The following is a 22,383-nucleotide window of genomic DNA, read 5'->3' as shown; positions in this document are numbered from 1 at the left end:
GAAGTGATTTTGATACTTTCAACCTTTAGTTAGAAATAAATACGTATATAACATCAATGAAAAGTAATTTTCGTTGGTGTTTTTTTGTGTGCTTTTTAGAGAATAAACGTAATTACTGACTAGGATTTAGATACCTGTTTTTAACCTTTACACAACCTTTACATGAACAACACGATAGCTAAACACAAGGTTGCTAAACTCAGAGATGAAAGGTGAGAGGGGATGGCACAAATGAAACGAATTGTGGGGTTGATTGTGATTATCTTTGCTACTGTGTTCAGTTTGACTGGTTGCGGTGCTAAAAAAAGTCAATCAATCACAGTTGTAGGATCAACAGCTTTACAGCCACTTGTAGAAAGAGCGGCCACAAATTATCAGTTAAAAAATTCGCAGGTTAATATCACGGTACAAGGTGGCGGGTCTGGTACTGGTTTAAGTCAAGTTCAAGCTGGCGCCGTAACAATTGGAAATTCAGACGTTTTTGCAGAAAATCAAGCAGGGATCAAGGCTTCTTTATTAGTAGATCATAAAGTAGCAGTGGTCGGTATTGCGCCCGTCGTCAATAAAAAGGTCACGGTTCGTAATTTAACGAGCCACCAATTAGCACAAATATTCACCGGTAAAATTACCAATTGGCGTCAGGTTGGCGGAAAAAATCAAAAAATTACGATTATCAATCGAGCTCAAGGAAGCGGAATTCGAAATGCGTTTGAAAGTATTATTTTAAATGGTAAAACAGCTATTCAATCGCAAGAACAAGATTCAAATGGAACTGTTCAAAAAATTGTGGCTGCAACGCCAGGAGCCATAAGTTATCTTTCTTTTTCTTATGTAAATGATCAAGTACGCGCCCTTAAGTTAGATGGCGTGACACCGGTAGCTAAAAATGTGATGAATAATCATTGGAAAATTTGGTCGTATGAACATATGTATACCAAAGGAAAACCAGATAAACAGACGCAGAAATTTTTGAACTATATTAAATCACCAAGTTCACAAAAGCAGTTAATTACAGATTTAGGATACATTTCAATTCACGATATGCAAGTTACCCGAGATCAACATGGAAAAGTGCATAAAAATTAACATCATGATAGGTCTAATTAAATTACTTTAAGTGTCTTAGTACAATTTATTATTTGAGGAAGAAAGGTTGTGAAAAACTTGGATGAAATTAAACGTCAATTAACCAAATCATCGAAAGCAACCAGACAGGATCGTTATGGTCGAATAATTGCCTTTATCTGCACATTTATTATTGGGTTGCTGGTAGCAGCTATTTTCTATTTAGTTGCGTCCAGAGGATTGGCTACCTTTTTTGAAAATCATGTGTCAGCGTGGGATTTCTTTACAAAGCAGGATTGGAATCCTGGTCAGGTAAGTAAAAATGGTACGCCAGAAGTTGGTGCCTTACCGATGATTGTAGGTTCGTTTTCAGTTACGGTATTGTCAGCACTGTTGGCGACACCATTTGCGATTGCCATGGCCTTATTTATGACAGAAATCGCCCCCAAAAGAGGTCAAAAAATCCTACAACCAGTAATTGAACTGTTGGTTGGAATTCCTTCCGTAGTATATGGATTCGTTGGGTTAACCATTGTTGTGCCCGTTGTTAGAAAGTTGGTTGGAGGAACTGGTTTTGGAATTTTGGCAGGGACTATTGTGTTGTTTATTATGGTTTTACCAACAATAACATCAATGTATGTGGATAGTCTCCGCTCGGTTCCGAGATTTTATCGAGAAGCGTCGCTGGCACTGGGAGCGACGAGATGGCAAACCATTTATAAGGTTGTTTTAAGAGCTTCAGTGCCTGGTTTGCTAACGGCAATTATTTTTGGGATGGCACGGGCATTTGGTGAAGCATTGGCCGTTCAAATGGTCATTGGGAATGCGTCGTTATTACCACATAATTTAATTTCTCCGGCTTCAACGCTAACCAGTGTGTTAACGACTGGAATGGGAAATACAGTTATGGGAACTTTACCAAACAACGCATTGTGGTCCCTAGCGTTGATATTACTATTAATGTCACTAGCATTTAACTTGATTGTTCGCTTGATTGGTCGAAAAGGGAGGTTGACAAAATGAACGCCAAAAGAATGGATAAACTGGCAACAGCAATTATTGGAATTTTAGTTGGCATTGTTGTATTGATTCTTATTTCTTTGATTGGTTACATTTTGGTAACCGGTATTCCTCATATATCATGGCACTTTTTAACCTCGCCTTCTCAAGCCTTTTTAGAGGGCGGCGGAATTGGTGACCAACTATTTAATTCGTTTTATTTATTAATTTTAACGTTGCTTATTTCTTTCCCAATTGCACTTGGTGCCGGAATTTACTTATTTGAATATGCGCCTAAAAATTGGGTAACCAATACAATTCGGGTTGCAATTGAAGTTTTAAGCTCGTTACCATCAGTTGTGGTTGGTTTGTTTGGCTTTTTACTCTTTGTTGTCCAATTTAAACTGGGATTTTCAATTTTGTCAGGAGCAATTGCCTTAACCTTTTTCAATCTACCATTATTAACGCGCAGTATTGAAAACTCGTTGGCAGCCGTACCTAAATTACAAAGAGAAGCTGGGTTAGCTCTGGGGTTTTCACGCTGGCAAACGATTCTGGGAGTAATCTTTCCCGAAGCTCTTCCAGGAATCTTAACCGCAATTATATTAAGCGCGGGGCGGATCTTCGGTGAAGCCGCAGCTTTAATTTATACGGCCGGTCAAAGTGCTCCGATGTTGAATTATGCCAATTGGAATCCGTTCAGTCCTACTAGTCCATTGAACCCAATGCGACCTGCAGAAACATTGGCTGTGCATATTTGGAAAATTAATTCAGAAGGAATTATGCCAGATGCAAGTGCAGTATCGGCCGGAGCTTCAGCAGTCTTAATTCTAGCGGTGTTAATTTTTAATTTTTCTGCTCGCTGGGCAGGAAACCGTATTTACCGAAAAGTAACGGCATCAAAATAAAATGAGGTGGTTTAAGTGAAAACTTATTCGTTAACGGAAAATTATATTCATAAATTTGATTCAACTAAGACCACCATTGGATTGGCTACGGAAGATTTGCAGGTCTTTTATGGTGATTATCATGCAATGTATGACGGAAATTTACAGTTTCCTAAACATGCAATTACAGCAATGATTGGGGCCTCTGGATCAGGGAAATCGACGTTTTTGCGCTGCCTTAATCGAATGAATGATGATATTGCAACTGTACAAGGAAAAATTTTTTATCAAGGAATTGATATTAATGCAAGCAATATTAATGTGTACGAAATGCGAAAGCACGTAGGAATGGTTTTTCAACGCCCCAATCCGTTTGCTAAATCAATTTTTCAAAATATAGCTTATCCGCTTAAAAAAGCGGGGATTAAAAATAAAACGGAATTAAAGCAACGAGTTGAGAAAAGTTTAAAACAGGCGGCTTTGTGGGATGAAGTAAAAGACGATTTGAAGCGAAGTGCTTTAGCGCTATCAGGTGGGCAGCAACAACGTCTCTGTATTGCACGAGCCTTAGCCATGAATCCGGATGTCTTGTTGTTAGATGAGCCAGCAAGTGCCTTAGATCCCATTTCAACGGGAAAACTCGAACAGGCCTTACACGATTTACAGCAGCAATATACGATAATTATGGTGACCCATAGCATGCAACAAGCTTCTCGAATCAGTGATTATACGGCCTTCTTTCATATGGGTCATGTGATTGAATTTGATCGTACAGAAAACATTTTTACCAAACCACATATTCAGGCTACTGAGGATTATATTTCTGGTAATTTTGGTTAGGAGGGGAATAGAGAATGGAAAATGTCATTACAACGCGAAATGTTCGCCTGTATTACGGGAAACATGAAGCTTTACATGGAATTGATCTTGATTTTCCTAAACAGGAAATTACCGCGTTAATTGGGCCATCAGGGAGTGGTAAATCAACGTTTTTACGTTGCTTGAATCGTATGAATGATCTAGTCGCCGATGTCACGATTACGGGAAGTCTTAAATTGGATGGCAAAGATATATATCGCCCGCAAACGGATGTGGTTGAGCTTCGAAAACGTGTTGGAATGGTTTTTCAGCAACCCAATCCTTTTCCGTTTTCTGTGTTTGATAATGTTGCATTTGGCCTGCGTTTAGCCGGTATGAAAGATCGTGCCACGATTAAGCAACGCGTTGAAACAAGTTTAAAACAAGCTGCAGTCTGGGATGAAGTGAAGGATAAACTAACCGAAAATGCATTGTCATTTTCGGGTGGCCAGCAACAACGAATTTGTATTGCGCGTGTTTTGGCCGTTCAACCGGAAATCATTTTAATGGATGAACCAACTAGTGCGTTAGATCCAGTTTCGGCGGGCAAAATTGAAGATATGTTACTGGACATTAAGGATAAATTTACGATTGCCATTGTAACTCATAACATGCAACAGGCATCGCGTATTTCAGATCGAACAGCCTTCTTTCTTGATGGAAAATTGGTTGAATCAGGACCTACAAAACAACTTTTTCTGACACCTGAGAAAGAAGAGACTAGTGATTACTTAAACGGAAAATTTGGTTAAAAACGGAGGTAAGAGTTATGCGTGGAATCTTTGAAGATGAGTTAAAAAAATTGCATGGTAAATTCACAGAAATGGGAATTAATGTAAGTGAAGCTATTTATCGAGCTTCAAAATCTTTTATTGATCATGACAAGGAACTGGCGCAACAAGTGATTAGACATGATGAAGAAATTAATGAAGAGGAAATCAAATTAGAAGATCAGGCATTAATGTTGATTGCTCTTCAACAACCGGTGGCCACTGATTTTCGACGCATTATTATTGTTTTGAAAGCAAGTTCTGATTTGGAGCGAATTGGGGATCATGCGGTGGGAATTGCACGTGAATCTATTCAATTGAAAGGTGAGCATCGGGTTGCAGAAATTGAAAACGATATTGCCGAAATGACAAATAATGTGCGTGCTATGCTGGAAGAAGTTTTGGATGCCTATGTTAAAGAGGATGAAACGAGTGCCAAAAAGATTGCCGACACGAATCAAAAAATTGATGAAGAATATGCTGAAGTAAGAGAGAAAATTATTAAAATGATGAAACAAGATGCCAAGGTAATTAAGGGCAGTACTAGTTACTTAATGGTTGCTAGTTACTTGGAAAGAATTGGGGATCATATTAGTAACGTGGCCGAGTGGGTAGTTTACAATGAAACTGGGCATCTTGCAGAATTAACTCCTGATCGTCACCCTGAAGAAAGTTAAGAGCAAGATTTAATAAGTTGTTGAAAAAGCTAACCTGTAGTTTAGAAAATTTCATTGAACTGTTTGTGACAGAAATTATCTAGATTAGGTGGAATTTTAAAGCTTTTTTAACACTTTTTTATTTTCAGTGGTTAAGTTTGCCAATTACGCTTCACAAGCTGTAGAATATAACTAATCAATAACTTGAGGTGAATAACTTATGAAATCAAATTCAAAACGAAAATTTACAAAATCAAATAGTCGGATGGTCGCTGGAGTTTTGGGTGGCATTGCTAATTACTTTGCCATTGATGCTTCAATTGTTAGGGTGGCTTTTGTGATCTTAACCTTAATTGCTCACGTTTGGCCAGGCATTTTAATTTATGCATTATTAGCTTGGTTAATGCCAGCAAGCCAGGAACAACGCATGGGCGGATTTACTGAAAACTTCTTTACGGGTTTTGAGCAGCCTCAACAACCAAAGACAAGAAAACGAAAAGTTATTAAGGATGTACAAGAAGAGGACGATCCAACTTCTAAACATCAGAAATAGGAGGAAGAACGTTTTATGAAATTTTGGCAAAGAGTAGTGGTTGACGCAATTATTTTTATTGCGTTAGCTGGGTTTTACCGAAATAGCGGAAGCTTTGTTGTGACCAGCGTGTGGGTTGCCATTGGAGCTAGTTTAGTGCTGGCTGTTTTGAACGCATCAGTCAAACCTTTCCTACAGTTAATATCCTTACCAATTACAATTTTAACATTGGGGTTATTTAGTATTGTAATCAATGCGGTTATTTTACAATTAACCTCCTTTTTGGTTGGACCAGCAAGCTTTTATTTCTCATCATTTGGGATGACAATGTGGATTGCGTTGCTGATGTCCATTTTAAACGCGATCATTTCAAATTACTTTATTAATCGATGGTAGTTTGAGTAATAAAATCACAGGGGGTTTTATTTTTGGCAGATAGTGTAAAAGTAGCGGATCTAGTAAAATCAACACGCTTAGATGTTTATTCTGGAAAAGAATTCTTAAAGAAGAGAGATATTACGGTTAGTGATATTTCGCGACCCGGTTTGGAGTTAACCGGGTATTTTAATTTCTATCCTCATGAACGAGTTCAGTTGTTTGGGCGAACCGAAATTTCATATGCAAAGGGCAGTATGACAAGTGAAGAACGCTTAGATGTTTACCAACGAATGGCACATGACGACACACCTGCCTTTGTTATTTCGCGTGGTTTACCGATTCCAGAGGAACTGACAACGGCGGCTAAAGCTAAAAATATTCCAGTTTTGGGATCGGCGCTACCAACTTCTCGATTATTAAGTAATATGACTAACTTTTTGGAAGGCAAGCTAGCTGAACGGCAATCAGTTCACGGTGAGCTAGTTGATATTTATGGTCTGGGTGTATTAATAACAGGTGATTCTGGGGTTGGTAAAAGTGAGACGGCTTTGGAACTTGTTAAACGTGGCCATCGTTTAATTGCAGATGATCGCGTAGATGTTTATCAACAAGATGAGCAAACCTTAGTTGGTGAAGCTCCCAAGATCCTGCGTCACCTTCTAGAAATTCGTGGGGTTGGTATTATTGATGTGATGAATTTGTTTGGGGCTGGTGCGGTTCGTACTGAAACAGATATCAACCTGATTGTCCATTTGGAAAACTGGGATGATGATAAACAGTTTGATCGTTTAGGTAACGGGCAACAAACGCGGAAATTCTTTGACGTGGAAATCCCAAGAATTGCGATTCCTGTAAGAACAGGACGTAACTTGGCCGTCATTATTGAATCTGCAGCGATGAACTTCAGAGCTAAAAACATGGGCTACGATGCTACGAAAGTCTTTGATGATAACTTAAATGAGTTGATTAAAGATAATTCCAAAAAAAATTAGCAGGAGATGACGGGAGTGGAAATTTTACTAGGAGCGTTAAACCCCATTGCATTAAAACTGGGACCATTTGAAATTCATTGGTATGGTGTGATCATTGCAAGTGCGGTTGTGCTTGCAACATTTTTAGCTGTTCGCGAGGGAAAAAAACGACAAATTAATCCGGATGATATTTATGATATGATTCTTTGGGCGTTACCAGTGGCTCTAATTTCAGCACGGGCTTATTATGTGGTGTTTGAATGGTCCTATTATGCGCAACACCCAGATCAGATTATTGCGATTTGGGATGGTGGTATTGCCATCTATGGTTCCTTAATTGGTGCCGGGATAGTTGTGTACTTCTTCTGCAGATCCAAATGGATTCCAGTGTGGCTAATGCTTGATGTGGCAGGACCGGTCGTCTTAATGGCACAAGGAATTGGTCGATGGGGAAACTTTATGAATCAAGAGGCTTTTGGGCGAATTACTTCATTACAGTTTTTGCAAAACTTACATATTCCCCATTTTATAATTCAACAAATGTTTATTGACGGTGCCTATCGCCAACCCACTTTTTTGTATGAGTCACTTTGGGATATTTTAGGTTTTATTCTTTTGATGAGTTTTCGTCATCGGAAAAACTTATTTAAACGAGGTGAGGTTTTTCTAAGTTACGTTATTTGGTATTCATTCGGACGTTTTTTCATCGAGGGAATGAGAACCGATAGTTTAATGATTGGAAACGTTATTCGTGTTTCGCAAGTCTTGTCGGTCGTCTTGTTTGTTGGTGGGATTACATTATGGCTCATTAGACGAAAACGGATGCCCAATAATCCATGGTATTTAGATGGAAACGAATTAAATCCGCAGAAAAGTTGAGTAATCGCGGCGAGTGTTGGATAATAGAAATGTAAATCAAGAAATGATTAATTATAAGGAGTTATATTGATGTCTGAGAAAATTGCGGTATTAGGTGCTGGTTCATGGGGTAGTATTTTGGCCAACATGTTAACAGAGAACGGAAATGATGTTCGAGTTTGGTCAAACATGCCTGAGCAAGTTAAGGAATTAAATGAGAAGCACACTAATGAACATTATGTTCCGGGATTTAAGTATTCGGATAAGTTAGTTGCTTATGATGATCTAGAAGCAGCCCTTGATGGTGTTGCAGTAGTTCTGTTTGTTGTCCCGACTAAGGTAATGCGTCTAGTGGCTAACGAAATGGTTGAAGTTTTGGAAAAAACTGGTAACAAGCCAATTATTGTCCATGCCAGCAAAGGCTTGGAACAGGGAACGCATAAACGTCTTTCTCAAGTGCTTGAAGAAGAAATTCCAGAACGCAATCGCAAAGCTATTGTAGTTTTGTCAGGTCCTAGTCATGCAGAAGAAGTTGCTAAAAAAGACATCACTTTGGTAACAGCAGCAAGCACAAATCAGGAAGCTGCAAAAAAAATTCAAAAATTGTTTATGAATAAGTACTTCCGTGTTTACACAAATGACGATGTTATCGGTGTAGAAACAGGGGCAGCTCTTAAGAATATTATTGCTTTGGGCGCTGGTGCTCTTCATGGTTTAGGTTATGGAGACGATGCAAAAGCGGCTTTGATGACCCGAGGCTTAGCTGAAATTAGTCGATTAGGTGTAGCTTTAGGAGCAAAACCGTTGACCTTTATTGGCTTGTCCGGTGTTGGTGATTTAATCGTTACGGCAACTAGTGTCCATTCACGAAACTGGCGTGCTGGGAATGAATTGGGACAAGGAATGCCTTTAAAAGAAGTGATTGATACCATGGGAATGGTTATTGAGGGAATTCCTTCAACACAAGCAGCGTACGAATTGGCTGCTCAAAATCATATTGACATGCCGATTACAACCGCCATCTATGACGTTTTGTACAATGGTAAAGATGTTAAAACGGCCATCGAAGAACTGATGGATCGCGAAGGCAAGCCCGAAATTGAATAAGTAAATTAAAAAGGAGCGTTACTTATGTCAGATAGAGTTAGAAAAGCAATTATTCCAGCTGCTGGATTGGGAACAAGATTTTTACCCGCAACTAAGGCTTCACCAAAAGAAATGTTGCCAATTGTAGATAAACCAACTATTCAATTTATTGTTGAAGAAGCTCGTAAAGCTGGAATTGAAGATATTTTGATCGTGACTGGTAAAGGGAAACGAGCCATTGAAGATCATTTTGATTCTGTTCCAGAACTTGAGAATAATCTAAAGGCTAAACATAAGGATAATCTTTTAAAGTTAGTTGAAGAAACAACTGACATTAATCTATACTTTATTCGTCAATCGCATCCACGTGGCCTAGGTGATGCTGTTTTAATGGCCAAGGACTTTGTGGGTGACGAACCCTTTGTTGTCATGCTTGGTGATGATTTAATGGAAGACAAAATTCCGTTGACTAAACAGCTCATGAATTCATACGAGGAAACTCATGCCTCAACCTTAGCTGTTATGCAAGTTCCTCATAAAGAGGTTTCAAAGTATGGTGTTATTAAACCTCAAGCCAAAGTTAAACCTGACTTGTTTAACGTTGAAAGTTTTGTTGAAAAACCAAGTCCAGAAGAAGCACCAAGTGATTATGCAATCATTGGTCGTTACTTGTTAACTCCAGAAATTTTTGATGTTTTGGAACATCAAAAACCAGGTAAGGGCAATGAAGTTCAATTAACGGATGCCATTAATGAACTTAATAAAACACAACGCGTGTTTGCACATGTCTTTACAGGTGAACGTCATGATGTTGGTAATAAATTCGGTTTCTTACAGACCAATATTCAATATGGGTTAAAACATCCTGAAGTAAAAGATGATTTACGTGAGTACATCAAGAAGTTGGGTGCCAAACTAACTGAAGAAGACAAAGCTAGTAAAAAAGCAAAATAGTTCTATAAACGAATAAGTAAACGAAACTGGCAATTACCGGAGCTTTCTGGAATTGCCAGTTTCGTTATGAGTAACGCCAATTTAGCTAACTAATTGTAAGCAAAATATTAGACATTTTGTTGCGTTGATAGTATATTATTATCATTATCTATTGAGAGAAGGGGAAACACTTGGCAAAAGAATATGATGTCATTGTAATTGGAGCAGGTCCTGCAGGCATGACAACTGCCCTGTATGCTTCACGAGCTAACTTATCTGTCTTGATGTTAGATCGCGGTATTTATGGTGGTCAAATGAACAATACAGCTGCGATTGAGAACTATACTGGTTTTAAATCCGTTTTAGGACCGGACTTAGCCAAAGATATGTATGATAGTTCAGTTCAGTTTGGTGCAGAGTATGCCTATGGTAGTGTTCAAGAAATTGACGACCAGGGTGATGTTAAAGTTGTAAAAACCGATACCGATGAATTTAAAACTAAGGCGGTAGTGATTGGAACTGGTTCTGAGTATAAGAAGCTTGGTGTGACTGGTGAAGATACTTATAGTGGCCGCGGTGTTTCCTACTGTGCAGTATGTGATGGGGCCTTTTTCAAAGGGATGCATCTGATTGTCGTCGGTGGTGGAGATTCTGCCATTGAAGAGGGTATCTATTTGACCCAATTAGCATCTAAAGTAACGGTTATTCATCGACGTGATCAATTACGTGCACAAAAAATTACTCAAGAACGTGCTTTTGCTAATCCAAAAATGGAATTTGTTTGGAATAGTAACGTTACCGAGATTTTGGGTGACGATCAAAAAGTTACGGGTGTAAAAGTTAATAATAATAAAACTGGTGAAGATAGCATGATTGAGGCTTCTGGTGTGTTTATCTATGTTGGTAACCATCCAATGACAGATAATCTTCACAATTTACCAATTTTGGATGAAAATGGTTGGATCCCAACTGATGATCATATGCAGACCAATGTGCCAGGAATTTTTGCTGTTGGTGATGTTCGTCAAAAAGATCTTCGTCAAATTGCGACTGCAGTTGGCGAAGGTGGTATTGCTGGACAACAAGTATTTTCATATATTCAAGATTTGAAAGCTAAAGCAACTGCTAAATAATATTAAAATAAAAAGTTTCGGGGAAATTAAATTCCTCGAAACTTTTTTAATAATTTAGGAAAAAGTATAAATGTACCTTAAAATTGACCTATACCAAAGAAAACGGTTAAATTGATTAGTGAGTTTGTTGTATACTTAGACTGTTAAACAAATAAAATGCCAATATTTTTTGGGGGTTAAGACATGAGCTGGAAAGATACGTATCAAACATGGATTAAACGAGAAGATCTAGAACCAGGATTAAAAACAGAATTAACACAACTAGCTGGGCAGGATGCAAAGTTAGAGGAAGCATTCTATGCACCAATGGAATTTGGAACTGCAGGAATGCGTGGTGTGATGGGTCCTGGGATTAATCGCATGAATATCTATACAGTTCGTCAGGCAACTGAGGGACTTGCTAATTTTATGGATGAACTGGATGAAAAAACGAAACAACAAGGGGTTGCGATCAGTTTTGATTCTCGTTACCATTCTAAAGAGTTTGCGCATGAGGCTGCCCATGTTTTGGGAGCACATCATATTCCTAGTTTTGTTTTTGATGATATGCGTCCAACTCCGGAACTTTCATTTACAGTCCGTCATTTACATACCTATGCGGGCATTATGATTACAGCAAGTCATAACCCTAAACAATATAATGGTTATAAAATTTACGGACCAGATGGCGGGCAAATGCCACCAACTGAATCAGATAGGATTACAAGTTACATTCGAAAGGTTACTGATATCTTTGATGTTCCTGTTGCAGACGAGCACGAGCTACGTCAAAATGGACTTTTAACTTTGATTGGTGAAAATGTTGATGAAGCTTATCTTGCTGAAGTGAAAACTGTGACAATTAATCCTGACTTGATCAAGGATTATGGTGCAGATATGAAACTTATTTACACGCCATTACATGGAACAGGAAAAGTTTTGGGTAACCGTGCACTACAGAATGCCGGTTTTAATGACTTTACGATGGTTCCTGAACAGGCAACTGCGGATCCTGAGTTCATTACCACGCCATTTCCTAACCCTGAGTTCCCACAAACTTTTGACTTGGCCATTAAACTTGGTAAAAAACAAAAGGCTGATTTGTTAGTAGCCACAGACCCAGATGCAGATCGTTTGGGAGCAGCAGTTCGTCAACCTGATGGTGAATATCAATTATTAACTGGAAATCAAATGGCTGTTTTAATGTTGAATTATATTTTGACAGCACGTCAAGAAAATGGCACGTTACCAAAAAATGCGGTGGCGGTAAAATCAATCGTTTCAACCGAATTAGCAACCAAAATTGCTGCTGATCATGGTGTCGGAATGGTCAATGTTTTAACTGGTTTTAAGTTTATTGCGGATCAGATTCAAAACTATGAAACAACGCATGAACACACCTTTATGTTTGGCTTTGAAGAAAGTTATGGTTATTTGATTAAACCATTTGTGCGTGATAAAGATGCTATTCAAGGAATCGTGATGTTAGCTGAAATTGCTGCTTATTATCGTAAGCAAGGCAAGACACTCTATGATGGCCTGCAGGATCTTTTTGCTAAATATGGTTATTATGCAGAAAAAACAATTTCAAAAGACTTTCCTGGTGTAGATGGTAAGACTGAAATGGCCGACTTAATGACTAAATTCCGTGAAGAGCGACCAGCTGATTTTGCAGGTCAACCTGTAACTGCCTTAGAGGATTTTGAAAAGCAGGTGACAACTTTTACTGATGGTACAAGCAAAAAAATTGCACTACCTGTTTCAAATGTTTTAAAGTATCAACTTAAGGATGGAACCTGGATTGCTATTCGGCCATCTGGTACAGAACCTAAAGTTAAATTTTATGTAGGTACTGTGGGATCAGATAATGCAGAGGCTCAGAAAAAAATTGCGGCGTTTGAAAAAGCACTTGATGCATTTATTGAAGCCTAATTCCGAATTAGGTATGAAAAATAGCTAGGAGGCCACTGATGGGAATTCACCAATATATTAAAAGTTTAAGCAATCTAGAAACGTTAGTGCGTGCACCTGGGATTTTCAAATATCAAAAGCATTCAGTTGCAGAACATTCCTTTAAAGTTACTCAAATTGCGCAATTCTTGGGTGATGTGGAAGAAAATGCAGGAAAGAAAGTTGATTGGAAATCACTTTATGAAAAAGCTTTGAATCATGATTACAACGAGCGGTTTATTGGGGATATTAAGACACCAGTAAAGTATGCAACACCAAAATTACGTGCGATGTTAGCAGATGTTGAAGATTCTTTATCAGAAAGTTTTGTCAATACTGAAATTCCAGAAGAGTTTCGAACTGCTTATCGTCGTCGCCTTTCTGAAGGCAAGGATGACACTTTAGAAGGACAAATTTTATCGGTGGCTGATAAAGTCGATTTATTGTATGAATCCTTTGGCGAAATTCAAAAAGGAAATCCGGAAACAACTTATGAAGAGATTTATAAAGAAAGTTTGAGTACGATTGTGAAGTTTAAAAAGTTAGCTTCCGTACAATACTTTTTGAACGAAGTGTTACCAGATTTGCTGCGAGAAAAATTTACTGATCAGGCTAAACTAGGCGAAATTACTCGCCAAATTATTAATTAAACAAGATTATAGCGAAAGTATGTTCGGTATGTTAAAATTGAATACATTGTTGAAAGGGAAGGCAATCGCTTTCCTTTTTTTGTGAACGAAATGGAGGAGTCTTCTCAATGATAGATCGTACTGATAACAATAAATTTGACTTAGTTTCAAAATATAAGCCAACTGGTGATCAACCTAAGGCAATTCAGCAGTTGGTTTCTGGAATTGATGCAGGTGAAAAGGCACAGATTTTGTTAGGGGCAACTGGTACTGGTAAAACCTTTACTATCTCAAATGTGATTCAACAGGTTAACAAACCAACCTTAATTCTGTCACATAACAAAACATTGGCGGGTCAGCTTTATGGAGAGTTTAAACAATTTTTCCCTCATAACGCTGTCGAGTATTTTGTGAGTTATTATGATTATTATCAACCCGAGGCTTACGTACCATCTAGTGATACGTACATTGAAAAAGATTCTTCCATTAATGATGAAATTGATAAATTGCGACATTCCGCAACTAGTTCATTGTTGGAACGTAATGATGTGATTGTGGTGGCTTCTGTTTCAAGTATTTTTGGATTAGGTGATCCAACTGAATATAAAAATCATACTGTATCGTTGCGAGTTGGACAGGAGATTGAGCGCAATCAATTATTACGAAAATTAGTTGATATTCAGTTTGAACGTAATGATATTGATTTTCAACGGGGTCGTTTTCGTGTCCACGGAGATGTTGTGGAAATCTTTCCGGCGTCACATGATGAACATGCGCTGCGAGTGGAATTTTTCGGGGATGAAATTGATCGAATTCGAGAAGTAGATGCCTTAACAGGTGAGGTTGTTGGTGATCGTGAGCATGTGGCCATTTTTCCGGCGACCCATTTTATGACTAACGAAGATCAAATGGAAGTGGCCATTCAAGGAATTGAAGCAGAGCTAAAAGATCGATTGAAAGTTTTAGAATCTGAAGGTAAATTATTAGAAGCACAGCGCCTTAAACAACGCACAACTTACGATGTTGAAATGCTTCGTGAAATGGGATATACCAACGGAATTGAAAATTACTCTCGTTTTATGGACGGTCGTAAACCGGGAGAGCCACCTTATACATTGCTAGACTTTTTCCCTAAGGATTTCTTAATGGTAGTCGATGAATCACACGTAACTATGCCGCAGGTTCGTGGCATGTACAATGGTGATAAGGCACGAAAGCAACAATTAATTGATTATGGATTTCGTTTGCCAAGTGCACTAGATAACCGTCCTTTAACTTTGAAGGAATTTGAGCAACATGTGAATCAAATTGTTTATATGTCCGCAACACCAGGACCTTATGAAGAGGAACAAACTAATCATGTGGTTGAGCAAATTATTCGACCAACCGGTTTGCTTGATCCAGAAATTGAAGTTCGACCAATTATGGGACAGATGGACGATTTAGTTGGTGAGATTAACAAGCGTGCCGACTTAAATGAGCGGGTATTTGTGACCACATTAACTAAAAAAATGGCTGAGGATCTAACTGACTACCTGAAGGAATTGGGTATTAAGGTTGCTTATCTCCACAGTGACATTAAAACGCTTGAACGAACGCGAATTATTCGAGATCTGCGAACGGGTAAATATGATGTGTTGGTTGGAATTAACTTGCTTCGTGAGGGCATTGATGTACCGGAAGTATCCCTTGTGGCGATTTTAGATGCAGATAAGGAAGGCTTCTTGCGTAATACACGTTCCTTGATCCAGGTTTCTGGTCGAGCGGCCCGAAATGAACATGGCCGAGTTATTATGTATGCGGATAGTGTCACGCAATCAATGCAAGAAACAATTGATGAAACCGCACGACGTCGAAAGATTCAGGAAGCCTATAATGAGAAACATCACATTACGCCACACACAATTAAGAAATCGATTCGTGATTTAATTGCACCAACAAAAGAGACTGCGGATACTGGTAAAAAAGATGATTTCTTAGAAACTGATTTTGATGATATGTCTAAAAAAGATCAGAAACAAATGATTGATAATCTAACTGAACAAATGCGTTCAGCTGCCAAGAAGTTAGACTTCGAAACAGCTGCCACACTACGTGATACAATAATGGAATTAAAAACCGAAATGGGTTAAGGGGGTATTGATTTGGCAAACGACAAAATTGTCATTCATGGAGCTAGAGCACATAATTTAAAAGATATTGATGTCACAATTCCAAAAAATAAAATGGTTGTGATTACCGGACTTTCTGGATCTGGTAAGAGTTCTTTAGCATTTGATACATTGTATGCAGAAGGACAAAGACGTTACGTAGAAAGTCTGTCTGCCTATGCTCGTCAATTTTTAGGTCAAATGGATAAACCAGACGTTGATTCAATTGATGGATTGAGTCCGGCTATTTCGATTGATCAAAAAACAACCTCCAAAAATCCACGTTCTACAGTAGGAACGGTTACAGAAATTAATGATTACTTACGTCTCTTATGGGCGCGGGTTGGTCATCCGATTTGTCCTAATGACGGTACTGAAATTACAAGTCAGTCGGTAGAACAAATGGTGGATCGAGTATTAGAGTTGCCAGAACGCACTAAACTACAAATAATGTCCCCAATTGTTCGTGCAAAAAAAGGACAGCATAAAAAAATCTTTGAAAAAATTAAACGCGAAGGTTTTGTACGGGTGCGTGTGGATGGCGAAATTCATGACATTGAAGAAGAATTAGACTTAAATAAAAGTAAAATGCACACGATTGAAATCGTGATTGATCGAATTGTAGTTAAAAAGGGAATTCGTTCTCGTTTATTTGATTCCTTTGAAGCGGCTTTACGGTTAAGTGGTGGTTACGCAACGGCCGATGTCATTGGTGGAGAACCATTATTGTTTTCTGAGCATTATTCATGTCCTCTTTGTGGCTTTACAGTTGGTGAGTTGGAACCACGGTTATTCTCATTTAATGCACCATTTGGGGCTTGTCCAGACTGTGACGGGTTGGGCGTTAAACTGGAAGTTGATATGGACCTGGTTATTCCTGATCAAACTAAAACCTTGCGTGAGGGTGCACTAGCACCTTGGAATCCGATTAGCTCACAATATTATCCAAGTATGTTAGAGCAAGCGTGCAAAGCATTTAATATTGACATGGATACCCCATTTGAAGAGTTAAGTAATGCGGATAAAAAAACAGTTTTACATGGATCAAATGGTAAACCATTTCACTTTCATTATGAAAATGATTTTGGTGGTGTTCGTGATGTTGATGTTGCTTTTGAGGGTGTTATTGAAAACGTTGACCGGCGCTATCGTGAAACTAACAGTGACTTTACCCGTGATGTAATGCGTGGATATATGCGTGAGTTAACTTGTCAAACGTGTCATGGCTATCGACTTAATCGCAAAGCGCTTAGTGTCAAAGTAATGGGTGATCATATTGGTCAAGTGTCGGCTCTTCCAATTGATGATGCGATTAAATTCTTTAATCATGTTGAATTATCTGAACAAGAAAGTGCCATTGCCAAACCGATTTTGAAAGAAATTCGTGATCGATTATCATTTCTTAGAAACGTTGGTCTTGAGTACCTGACGCTGAGTCGGGCTTCCCGGACTTTATCTGGTGGCGAAGCTCAAAGAATTCGATTAGCGACACAAATTGGTTCGAATTTATCAGGTGTGTTGTACATTTTGGATGAACCTTCAATTGGGCTGCATCAGCGTGATAATGATCGGTTGATTGGTTCTTTAAAAAAGATGCGTGATCTAGGTAATACATTGATCATTGTAGAACATGATGAAGATACCATGCGAGCAGCAGATTATTTGATTGACATTGGGCCAGGTGCTGGTGACAATGGTGGTAAGGTAATGGCTGCCGGAACACCAGCTGAAGTTGAGAAAGTATCAACTTCTTTGACTGGGCAATATTTGGCGGGAAAGAAATTTATTCCAGTGCCGTTGAATCGGCGCAAAGGAAACGGCAAAAAAATCACGATTAAAGGTGCTGCCGAAAACAACCTCAAGAAAATCAACGTCGATTTTCCACTTGGAAAGTTTATTGCCGTTACTGGTGTTTCTGGATCAGGAAAATCAACGTTAGTTAATATGATTTTAAAACGAGTCTTGGCACAAAAACTAAATCGCAATTCTGAGAAACCAGGCAAGTATCGTTCAGTTGCCGGCGTAAAAAATATTGAAAAAGTAATTAATATTGATCAAAGTCCAATTGGACGGACACCAAGAAGTAATCCAGCAACATACACCAGTGTTTTTGACGATGTCAGGGGACTGTTTGCTCAGACGAATGAAGCTAAGTTGCGTGGTTATCACAAGGGCCGATTCAGTTTTAATATTAAGGGTGGTCGTTGTGAAGCCTGCAAAGGTGACGGAATTTTAAAGATTGAAATGAACTTTTTGCCTGACGTTTACGTGCCTTGCGAAGTATGTAAAGGAAAACGGTATAACTCTGAAACACTTGAAGTTAAGTATAAGGGCAAAAATATTGCGGATGTTTTAGAGATGACAGTTGAAGAGGCACTAGCTTTCTTTGCACCAATTCCTAAGATTCGTCGAAAGCTACAGACAATTGTTGATGTTGGTTTGGGTTATGTTCAATTAGGGCAAGCCGCTACAACTTTGTCTGGTGGTGAAGCGCAACGAATGAAATTGGCTTCCGAGTTACACAAACAATCTGCTGGAAAAAGTTTTTATATTCTCGATGAACCAACAACTGGATTGCATACGGATGATATCAAACGCTTATTGGAAGTCCTACAACGATTGGTCGATAAGGGCAACACAGTGTTAGTTATTGAACATAATTTGGATGTTATTAAGACAGCTGATTATTTGATTGACCTTGGACCAGAAGGTGGTGCTGGCGGTGGCTCGATTGTAGCTACAGGAACACCGGAACAAGTAGCAGAAGTAAAAGAAAGTTACACAGGTCAGTATTTAAAACCAATCTTGGAACGCGATAAAAAACGTACTAGAGAACTTTCAGAAACTAAAGCAGATAAATTGGGTTAATTAAGGAAGGTGGAGGCAAATGAAACGTGAAAATGAATGGGGATTTGACTGGTCTGAATTAATTACTGGCGTCATTTTCTTAATTGCAGGTTATTTTGTTTTTCGACTACCTCAAGTTGCCATAACGAGTTTAGCAATTGTTTTTGGAATCGCGGCAATTGTGCGTGGGATCACCACAATTGGGGGTTATCATCGACTAAAAAGAGCTACCGGAATGAGAGCTAATATTGTGCTTGTATTAGGTATTCTTGATATTGTGGTAGGTGCAATATTTATTTTTGATATTCCGAGTGCTGTGACAGTTTTAAGTTATTTATTTGCTTTTTGGTTCCTCATGGATGTAATTGAGCGTTTAGTTGTTAGCAGTCATTTGAAAGTCTTTGGTAATGGCATCTATTGGTTATCAGTCATCATCGATTTACTTTTACTGATTGTGGCCATTATGTTATTATTCCGACCAATGTTGACGATATTGACTTTAAATGCCATCGTTGGATTTTATTTAGTGATTTTTGGAATAAACGCAATAATAATTGCGTTTGCACGGAGAAACAAGTAAAAAAATAGATTCGAGGTTATCTGATTGAGGATAACTTCGAATTTTTTATTAATTTGGTAAACATGACTAGTTTCGTTTAAAATGGCACACCCGGTGTGCTATAATTAGTAATCACGATCGGGGGATTTATAATGACGGATGAAAAAATGCAATTAGTAATTGTTACTGGAATGAGTGGTGCCGGCAAAACAGTAGCTATGCAAAGCTTTGAAGATTTGGGCTTCTTTTGTGTAGATAATATGCCGCCAGCTTTATTGCCTAAATTTTGGGAACTTGTAAAAGAATCTGGAAAAATTAATAAAGTGGCTTTAGTCATTGATTTACGTTCGCGAGCATTTTATGATCAAATCTTACACATGCTCACTGATGAAGATGAAGGGTCACCAGCAATTGCTTCACAAATTCTATTTTTAGATACGTCTGATAAAGAACTAGTATCTCGTTACAAGGAAACCAGAAGATCACATCCATTAGCCATGGAAGGCCGTGTTGTTGATGGTGTTCGAAAAGAACGGGAATTATTAGCACCCATTCGGTCGAATGCACAGTATGTCATTGATACGACTAGCATGACACCACGTGAATTACGCGAACAAATCTTTGAAACCTTTGGTACGGAAGGCGCAACTGGTAACTTTCATATTGAAGTTGTTTCATTTGGTTTCAAATACGGTTTACCAATTGATGCTGATATTGTAATGGATGTTCGTTTTTTACCTAATCCATATTACGTTCCAAAACTAAAAAATAAAACGGGTTTGGATAAACCAGTCTATGATTTTGTAATGAATCAGCCCGTAACAGAAAAGTTTTATAGTCATTTTATTTCTTTGTTACGTTATGTGATGCCCGGTTATCAAAAAGAGGGTAAATCCACCGTCACAATTGCGATTGGGTGTACTGGTGGACAACACCGATCAGTTGCGATTGCACAAAGAATCGCCGACGATTTAAACGCCGATTATACCGTTCACGTCCAACATCGCGACGTGAACAAACGAAAGGAAACTGTGAACCGGTCATGACAAAGAAACAAGCAGCAAAAAACCGTCCAAAGTTCGTTGTAATTGGCGGAGGAACAGGATTACCTGTTATTTTAAAAAGTTTAAAAAAACAAAATGCCGATATTACGGCAGTAGTAACGGTTGCCGATGATGGTGGTTCATCTGGCGTTATTCGAAATTATGTGAATGTTGTGCCGCCTGGTGATATTCGTAATGTGATTGCTGCGCTTTCGGATCTGCCTAAACTGGAACTGGATATTTTTCAATATCGTTTCAAAAGTGATGACAGTTTCTTGTCTGGACACGCGATTGGTAATTTAATTATCGCAGCCTTGTCAGAGATGAAGTCAGGCATTTTTACAGCGGTACAAGAACTTTCTGAAATGATGAAAGTAGACGGACATATTTATCCGGCATCTAATGAACCTTTAGTGCTTCATGCAGAATTTACAGATGGCACCCAGTTAGCTGGAGAATCAGAAATTACAGCTGCTCATAAAACAATTAAACGTGTTTGGGTAGAACCAACGTCTTGGAATGCCAACGAAAAACCCCATGCAGTGCAAGAAGCCATTGATGCCATTTTGGCGGCCGATGAAATTGTTCTTGGACCCGGAAGTTTATTCACAAGTATTTTGCCTAACCTGATGATCTCCAATATTGGGGATGCAGTTTTGAAAACTAAGGCGGAGGTGGTTTATATCTGTAACATCATGACTCAAAAGGGTGAAACTGACAATTTCACTGATTCAGATCATGTGGCTGTTTTAAACCGTCATTTAGGTCAAAACTTTGTGGACACCGTACTAGTGAACACAGCAAAGGTTCCGGATAATTATATGGATTACAATCGTTATGATGAATATTCAACCCAGGTTCGTTCAGATTTTAAGGGATTACGGGCACAAAATTGTCGGGTAGTTTCTGATGATTTTCTTTGTTTACGTGATCATGGGGCCTTTCATGATGGTGATCGTGTCGCAGAAGAACTTTTTAATGTTGCAGGAAATCCTAAAACTTGTGATTAATAGCTTGTGAAAGGAGGGATTTTCGTGTCGTATGCCAGTGAAGTAAAAAAAGAACTAACCGGAATTAAAGTTCATCAGGAAAACGCAAAGGCTGAATTGATGGCTTTGATTCGAATGAATGGGTCGATTAATTTGGCGCATCATCAGTTAGTTTTAAGCGTTCAAACCGAAAACCCTGCCATTGCACGAAGAATCTATGCACTTTTAAAAGATTTTTATTCTGTTGAGGGTGAATTGATTGTTCGACGCAAAATGAAATTAAAGAAAAACAATTTGTACATTGTACGTTTGATGACAAAGTCGGAGGCAATTTTAACTGATTTGTCGATTTTAACGAACGGTTATCAAATTAATGAGAAGGTTCCAGATGATCTATTAACGACCGAAGGCGAAATTCGTTCTTATTTACGAGGCGCGTTTTTAGCAGGAGGGTCGGTCAATAATCCGGAAACAAGTCGCTATCATTTAGAGATCTATTCTCTTTATGAAACACACAATGCGATGATTATGGATTGGATGAATCGCTATGATTTAAATGCACGCTCGACGGTAAGACGAAGTGGATACATTGTTTATTTGAAGGAAGCAGAACAAATTGCTAACTTTTTATCTTTGATTGGGGCAACGAATTCGATGCTTAAATTTGAAGATATTCGAATATTAAGAGATATGCGCAATTCGGTAAATCGGTTGGTTAATTGCGAGAATGCTAATTTGTCAAAGGTTGCGAATGCGTCCAGCAAGCAAATTAATAATATTAAGTATATTGATGAGGTTGTGGGTATTGGTAGTTTGCCGCCCAAGCTTCAAGAGGTGGCGGAAGCAAGGTTGGCTAACCAGGAAGTGAGTTTGAAGGAACTGGGTGAGTTGATACCGAGTGGGGCCATTTCAAAGTCAGGAATTAATCATCGCTTGCGTAAATTAAATGAGTATGCGGAAAAGTTAAGGGCATAAAAGAGTGGGCGAAGAGTAACGATAAGTATCCAAAAATAAGCACGTTCCGTAGGCGGGAGAATTCCCGCAGTAGGAATGTGCTTATTTTTGGATACTTGTTACTCTGAGCCGTCCTGAAGTTTAACAAGTAAAGAAT

21 protein-coding genes are annotated in these 22,383 nt (G+C 38.6%); all 21 read left to right on the top strand.

Annotated features, from left to right (window positions below; genetic code table 11):
* Positions 1-222 precede the first annotated feature (222 nt).
* Complete coding sequence (locus IV87_RS06875) at positions 223-1,086, top strand: phosphate ABC transporter substrate-binding protein PstS family protein (RefSeq protein WP_057806753.1); 864 nt, start codon at positions 223-225, stop codon at positions 1,084-1,086.
* A 78-nt stretch (positions 1,087-1,164) separates the two neighbouring features.
* Positions 1,165-2,088, top strand: coding sequence for a phosphate ABC transporter permease subunit PstC (pstC, locus tag IV87_RS06870; RefSeq protein WP_057806757.1), 924 nt, complete (start codon positions 1,165-1,167; stop codon positions 2,086-2,088).
* Positions 2,085-2,972 (top strand): phosphate ABC transporter permease PstA, encoded by an 888-nt coding sequence (pstA, locus tag IV87_RS06865; protein ID WP_057806751.1) that lies wholly within the window; start codon positions 2,085-2,087, stop codon positions 2,970-2,972. Before pstC ends, pstA begins: the two co-directional genes overlap by 4 nt.
* A 15-nt stretch (positions 2,973-2,987) precedes the next feature.
* The gene (gene pstB / locus IV87_RS06860; RefSeq protein ID WP_057806749.1) at positions 2,988-3,791 is read left to right on the top strand and encodes a phosphate ABC transporter ATP-binding protein PstB; all 804 of its coding nucleotides are present in this window, start codon (positions 2,988-2,990) and stop codon (positions 3,789-3,791) included.
* Between the two features lie 14 nt (positions 3,792-3,805).
* Positions 3,806-4,561 (top strand): phosphate ABC transporter ATP-binding protein PstB, encoded by a 756-nt coding sequence (pstB, locus tag IV87_RS06855; protein WP_057806747.1) that lies wholly within the window; start codon positions 3,806-3,808, stop codon positions 4,559-4,561.
* Positions 4,562-4,578: 17 nt separating this feature from the next.
* Positions 4,579-5,256 (top strand): phosphate signaling complex protein PhoU, encoded by a 678-nt coding sequence (phoU, locus tag IV87_RS06850; RefSeq protein ID WP_057806746.1) that lies wholly within the window; start codon positions 4,579-4,581, stop codon positions 5,254-5,256.
* A gap of 199 nt (positions 5,257-5,455) precedes the next feature.
* Entirely contained in the window at positions 5,456-5,788 is a 333-nt protein-coding gene (locus IV87_RS06845; RefSeq protein ID WP_057806744.1) for a PspC domain-containing protein, read from the top strand.
* Between the two features lie 15 nt (positions 5,789-5,803).
* On the top strand, positions 5,804-6,163 hold the full coding sequence (locus IV87_RS06840; RefSeq protein WP_057806742.1) for a phage holin family protein: 360 nt from the start codon (positions 5,804-5,806) through the stop codon (positions 6,161-6,163).
* Between the two features lie 32 nt (positions 6,164-6,195).
* Positions 6,196-7,137: an HPr(Ser) kinase/phosphatase gene (gene hprK / locus IV87_RS06835; RefSeq protein WP_057806741.1), complete on the top strand. Its 942-nt coding sequence runs from the start codon at positions 6,196-6,198 to the stop codon at positions 7,135-7,137.
* 15 nt (positions 7,138-7,152) lie between these two features.
* A complete protein-coding gene (lgt, locus tag IV87_RS06830) occupies positions 7,153-7,995 on the top strand; it encodes a prolipoprotein diacylglyceryl transferase (protein WP_177159940.1) in 843 nt (280 codons plus the stop codon).
* Between the two features lie 69 nt (positions 7,996-8,064).
* Positions 8,065-9,081, top strand: coding sequence for an NAD(P)H-dependent glycerol-3-phosphate dehydrogenase (locus IV87_RS06825; protein WP_057806737.1), 1,017 nt, complete (start codon positions 8,065-8,067; stop codon positions 9,079-9,081).
* Between the two features lie 24 nt (positions 9,082-9,105).
* Positions 9,106-10,014, top strand: a complete 909-nt coding sequence (galU, locus tag IV87_RS06820; protein ID WP_057806735.1) for a UTP--glucose-1-phosphate uridylyltransferase GalU — start codon at positions 9,106-9,108, stop codon at positions 10,012-10,014.
* A 170-nt stretch (positions 10,015-10,184) separates the two neighbouring features.
* Entirely contained in the window at positions 10,185-11,126 is a 942-nt protein-coding gene (gene trxB, locus IV87_RS06815) for a thioredoxin-disulfide reductase (protein WP_057806733.1), read from the top strand.
* 183 nt (positions 11,127-11,309) lie between these two features.
* Positions 11,310-13,037: a phospho-sugar mutase gene (locus IV87_RS06810; protein WP_057806731.1), complete on the top strand. Its 1,728-nt coding sequence runs from the start codon at positions 11,310-11,312 to the stop codon at positions 13,035-13,037.
* A gap of 38 nt (positions 13,038-13,075) precedes the next feature.
* Entirely contained in the window at positions 13,076-13,705 is a 630-nt protein-coding gene (locus IV87_RS06805; RefSeq protein WP_057806729.1) for an HD domain-containing protein, read from the top strand.
* 107 nt (positions 13,706-13,812) lie between these two features.
* Complete coding sequence (uvrB, locus tag IV87_RS06800; protein WP_057806727.1) at positions 13,813-15,816, top strand: excinuclease ABC subunit UvrB; 2,004 nt, start codon at positions 13,813-13,815, stop codon at positions 15,814-15,816.
* Positions 15,817-15,828: 12 nt separating this feature from the next.
* On the top strand, positions 15,829-18,702 hold the full coding sequence (uvrA, locus tag IV87_RS06795) for an excinuclease ABC subunit UvrA (protein ID WP_057806725.1): 2,874 nt from the start codon (positions 15,829-15,831) through the stop codon (positions 18,700-18,702).
* Between the two features lie 19 nt (positions 18,703-18,721).
* Complete coding sequence (locus IV87_RS06790) at positions 18,722-19,261, top strand: HdeD family acid-resistance protein (RefSeq protein ID WP_057806722.1); 540 nt, start codon at positions 18,722-18,724, stop codon at positions 19,259-19,261.
* Between the two features lie 131 nt (positions 19,262-19,392).
* Positions 19,393-20,286, top strand: a complete 894-nt coding sequence (rapZ, locus tag IV87_RS06785) for an RNase adapter RapZ (protein ID WP_057806721.1) — start codon at positions 19,393-19,395, stop codon at positions 20,284-20,286.
* Entirely contained in the window at positions 20,283-21,293 is a 1,011-nt protein-coding gene (locus tag IV87_RS06780) for a gluconeogenesis factor YvcK family protein (protein ID WP_057806720.1), read from the top strand. Before rapZ ends, IV87_RS06780 begins: the two co-directional genes overlap by 4 nt.
* Positions 21,294-21,317: 24 nt before the next feature.
* Entirely contained in the window at positions 21,318-22,247 is a 930-nt protein-coding gene (gene whiA, locus IV87_RS06775; protein ID WP_057806719.1) for a DNA-binding protein WhiA, read from the top strand.
* The last annotated feature ends 136 nt before the right edge of the window (positions 22,248-22,383 follow it).

Origin of the sequence: Pediococcus ethanolidurans (genome assembly GCF_001437405.1) — a bacterium.
Taxonomy (GTDB): Bacteria; Bacillota; Bacilli; order Lactobacillales; family Lactobacillaceae; genus Pediococcus; species Pediococcus ethanolidurans.
The sequence above is the reverse complement of the archived record's forward strand: the minus strand, read 5'-3'. Positions and strand labels throughout refer to the sequence as shown.

What these genes read in the sequence shown, in the direction of transcription:
- galU (WP_057806735.1), top strand. Translation starts at nt 9,106, where the DNA reads ATGTCAGATAGAGTTAGAAAAGCAATTATTCCAGCTGCTGGATTGGGA.
- IV87_RS06845 (WP_057806744.1), top strand. Translation starts at nt 5,456, where the DNA reads ATGAAATCAAATTCAAAACGAAAATTTACAAAATCAAATAGTCGGATG.
- IV87_RS06840 (WP_057806742.1), top strand. Translation starts at nt 5,804, where the DNA reads ATGAAATTTTGGCAAAGAGTAGTGGTTGACGCAATTATTTTTATTGCG.
- uvrB (WP_057806727.1), top strand. Translation starts at nt 13,813, where the DNA reads ATGATAGATCGTACTGATAACAATAAATTTGACTTAGTTTCAAAATAT.
- IV87_RS06780 (WP_057806720.1), top strand. Translation starts at nt 20,283, where the DNA reads ATGACAAAGAAACAAGCAGCAAAAAACCGTCCAAAGTTCGTTGTAATT.
- IV87_RS06805 (WP_057806729.1), top strand. Translation starts at nt 13,076, where the DNA reads ATGGGAATTCACCAATATATTAAAAGTTTAAGCAATCTAGAAACGTTA.
- IV87_RS06825 (WP_057806737.1), top strand. Translation starts at nt 8,065, where the DNA reads ATGTCTGAGAAAATTGCGGTATTAGGTGCTGGTTCATGGGGTAGTATT.
- pstA (WP_057806751.1), top strand. Translation starts at nt 2,085, where the DNA reads ATGAACGCCAAAAGAATGGATAAACTGGCAACAGCAATTATTGGAATT.
- IV87_RS06810 (WP_057806731.1), top strand. Translation starts at nt 11,310, where the DNA reads ATGAGCTGGAAAGATACGTATCAAACATGGATTAAACGAGAAGATCTA.
- pstB (WP_057806747.1), top strand. Translation starts at nt 3,806, where the DNA reads ATGGAAAATGTCATTACAACGCGAAATGTTCGCCTGTATTACGGGAAA.
- IV87_RS06790 (WP_057806722.1), top strand. Translation starts at nt 18,722, where the DNA reads ATGAAACGTGAAAATGAATGGGGATTTGACTGGTCTGAATTAATTACT.
- phoU (WP_057806746.1), top strand. Translation starts at nt 4,579, where the DNA reads ATGCGTGGAATCTTTGAAGATGAGTTAAAAAAATTGCATGGTAAATTC.
- IV87_RS06875 (WP_057806753.1), top strand. Translation starts at nt 223, where the DNA reads ATGGCACAAATGAAACGAATTGTGGGGTTGATTGTGATTATCTTTGCT.
- rapZ (WP_057806721.1), top strand. Translation starts at nt 19,393, where the DNA reads ATGACGGATGAAAAAATGCAATTAGTAATTGTTACTGGAATGAGTGGT.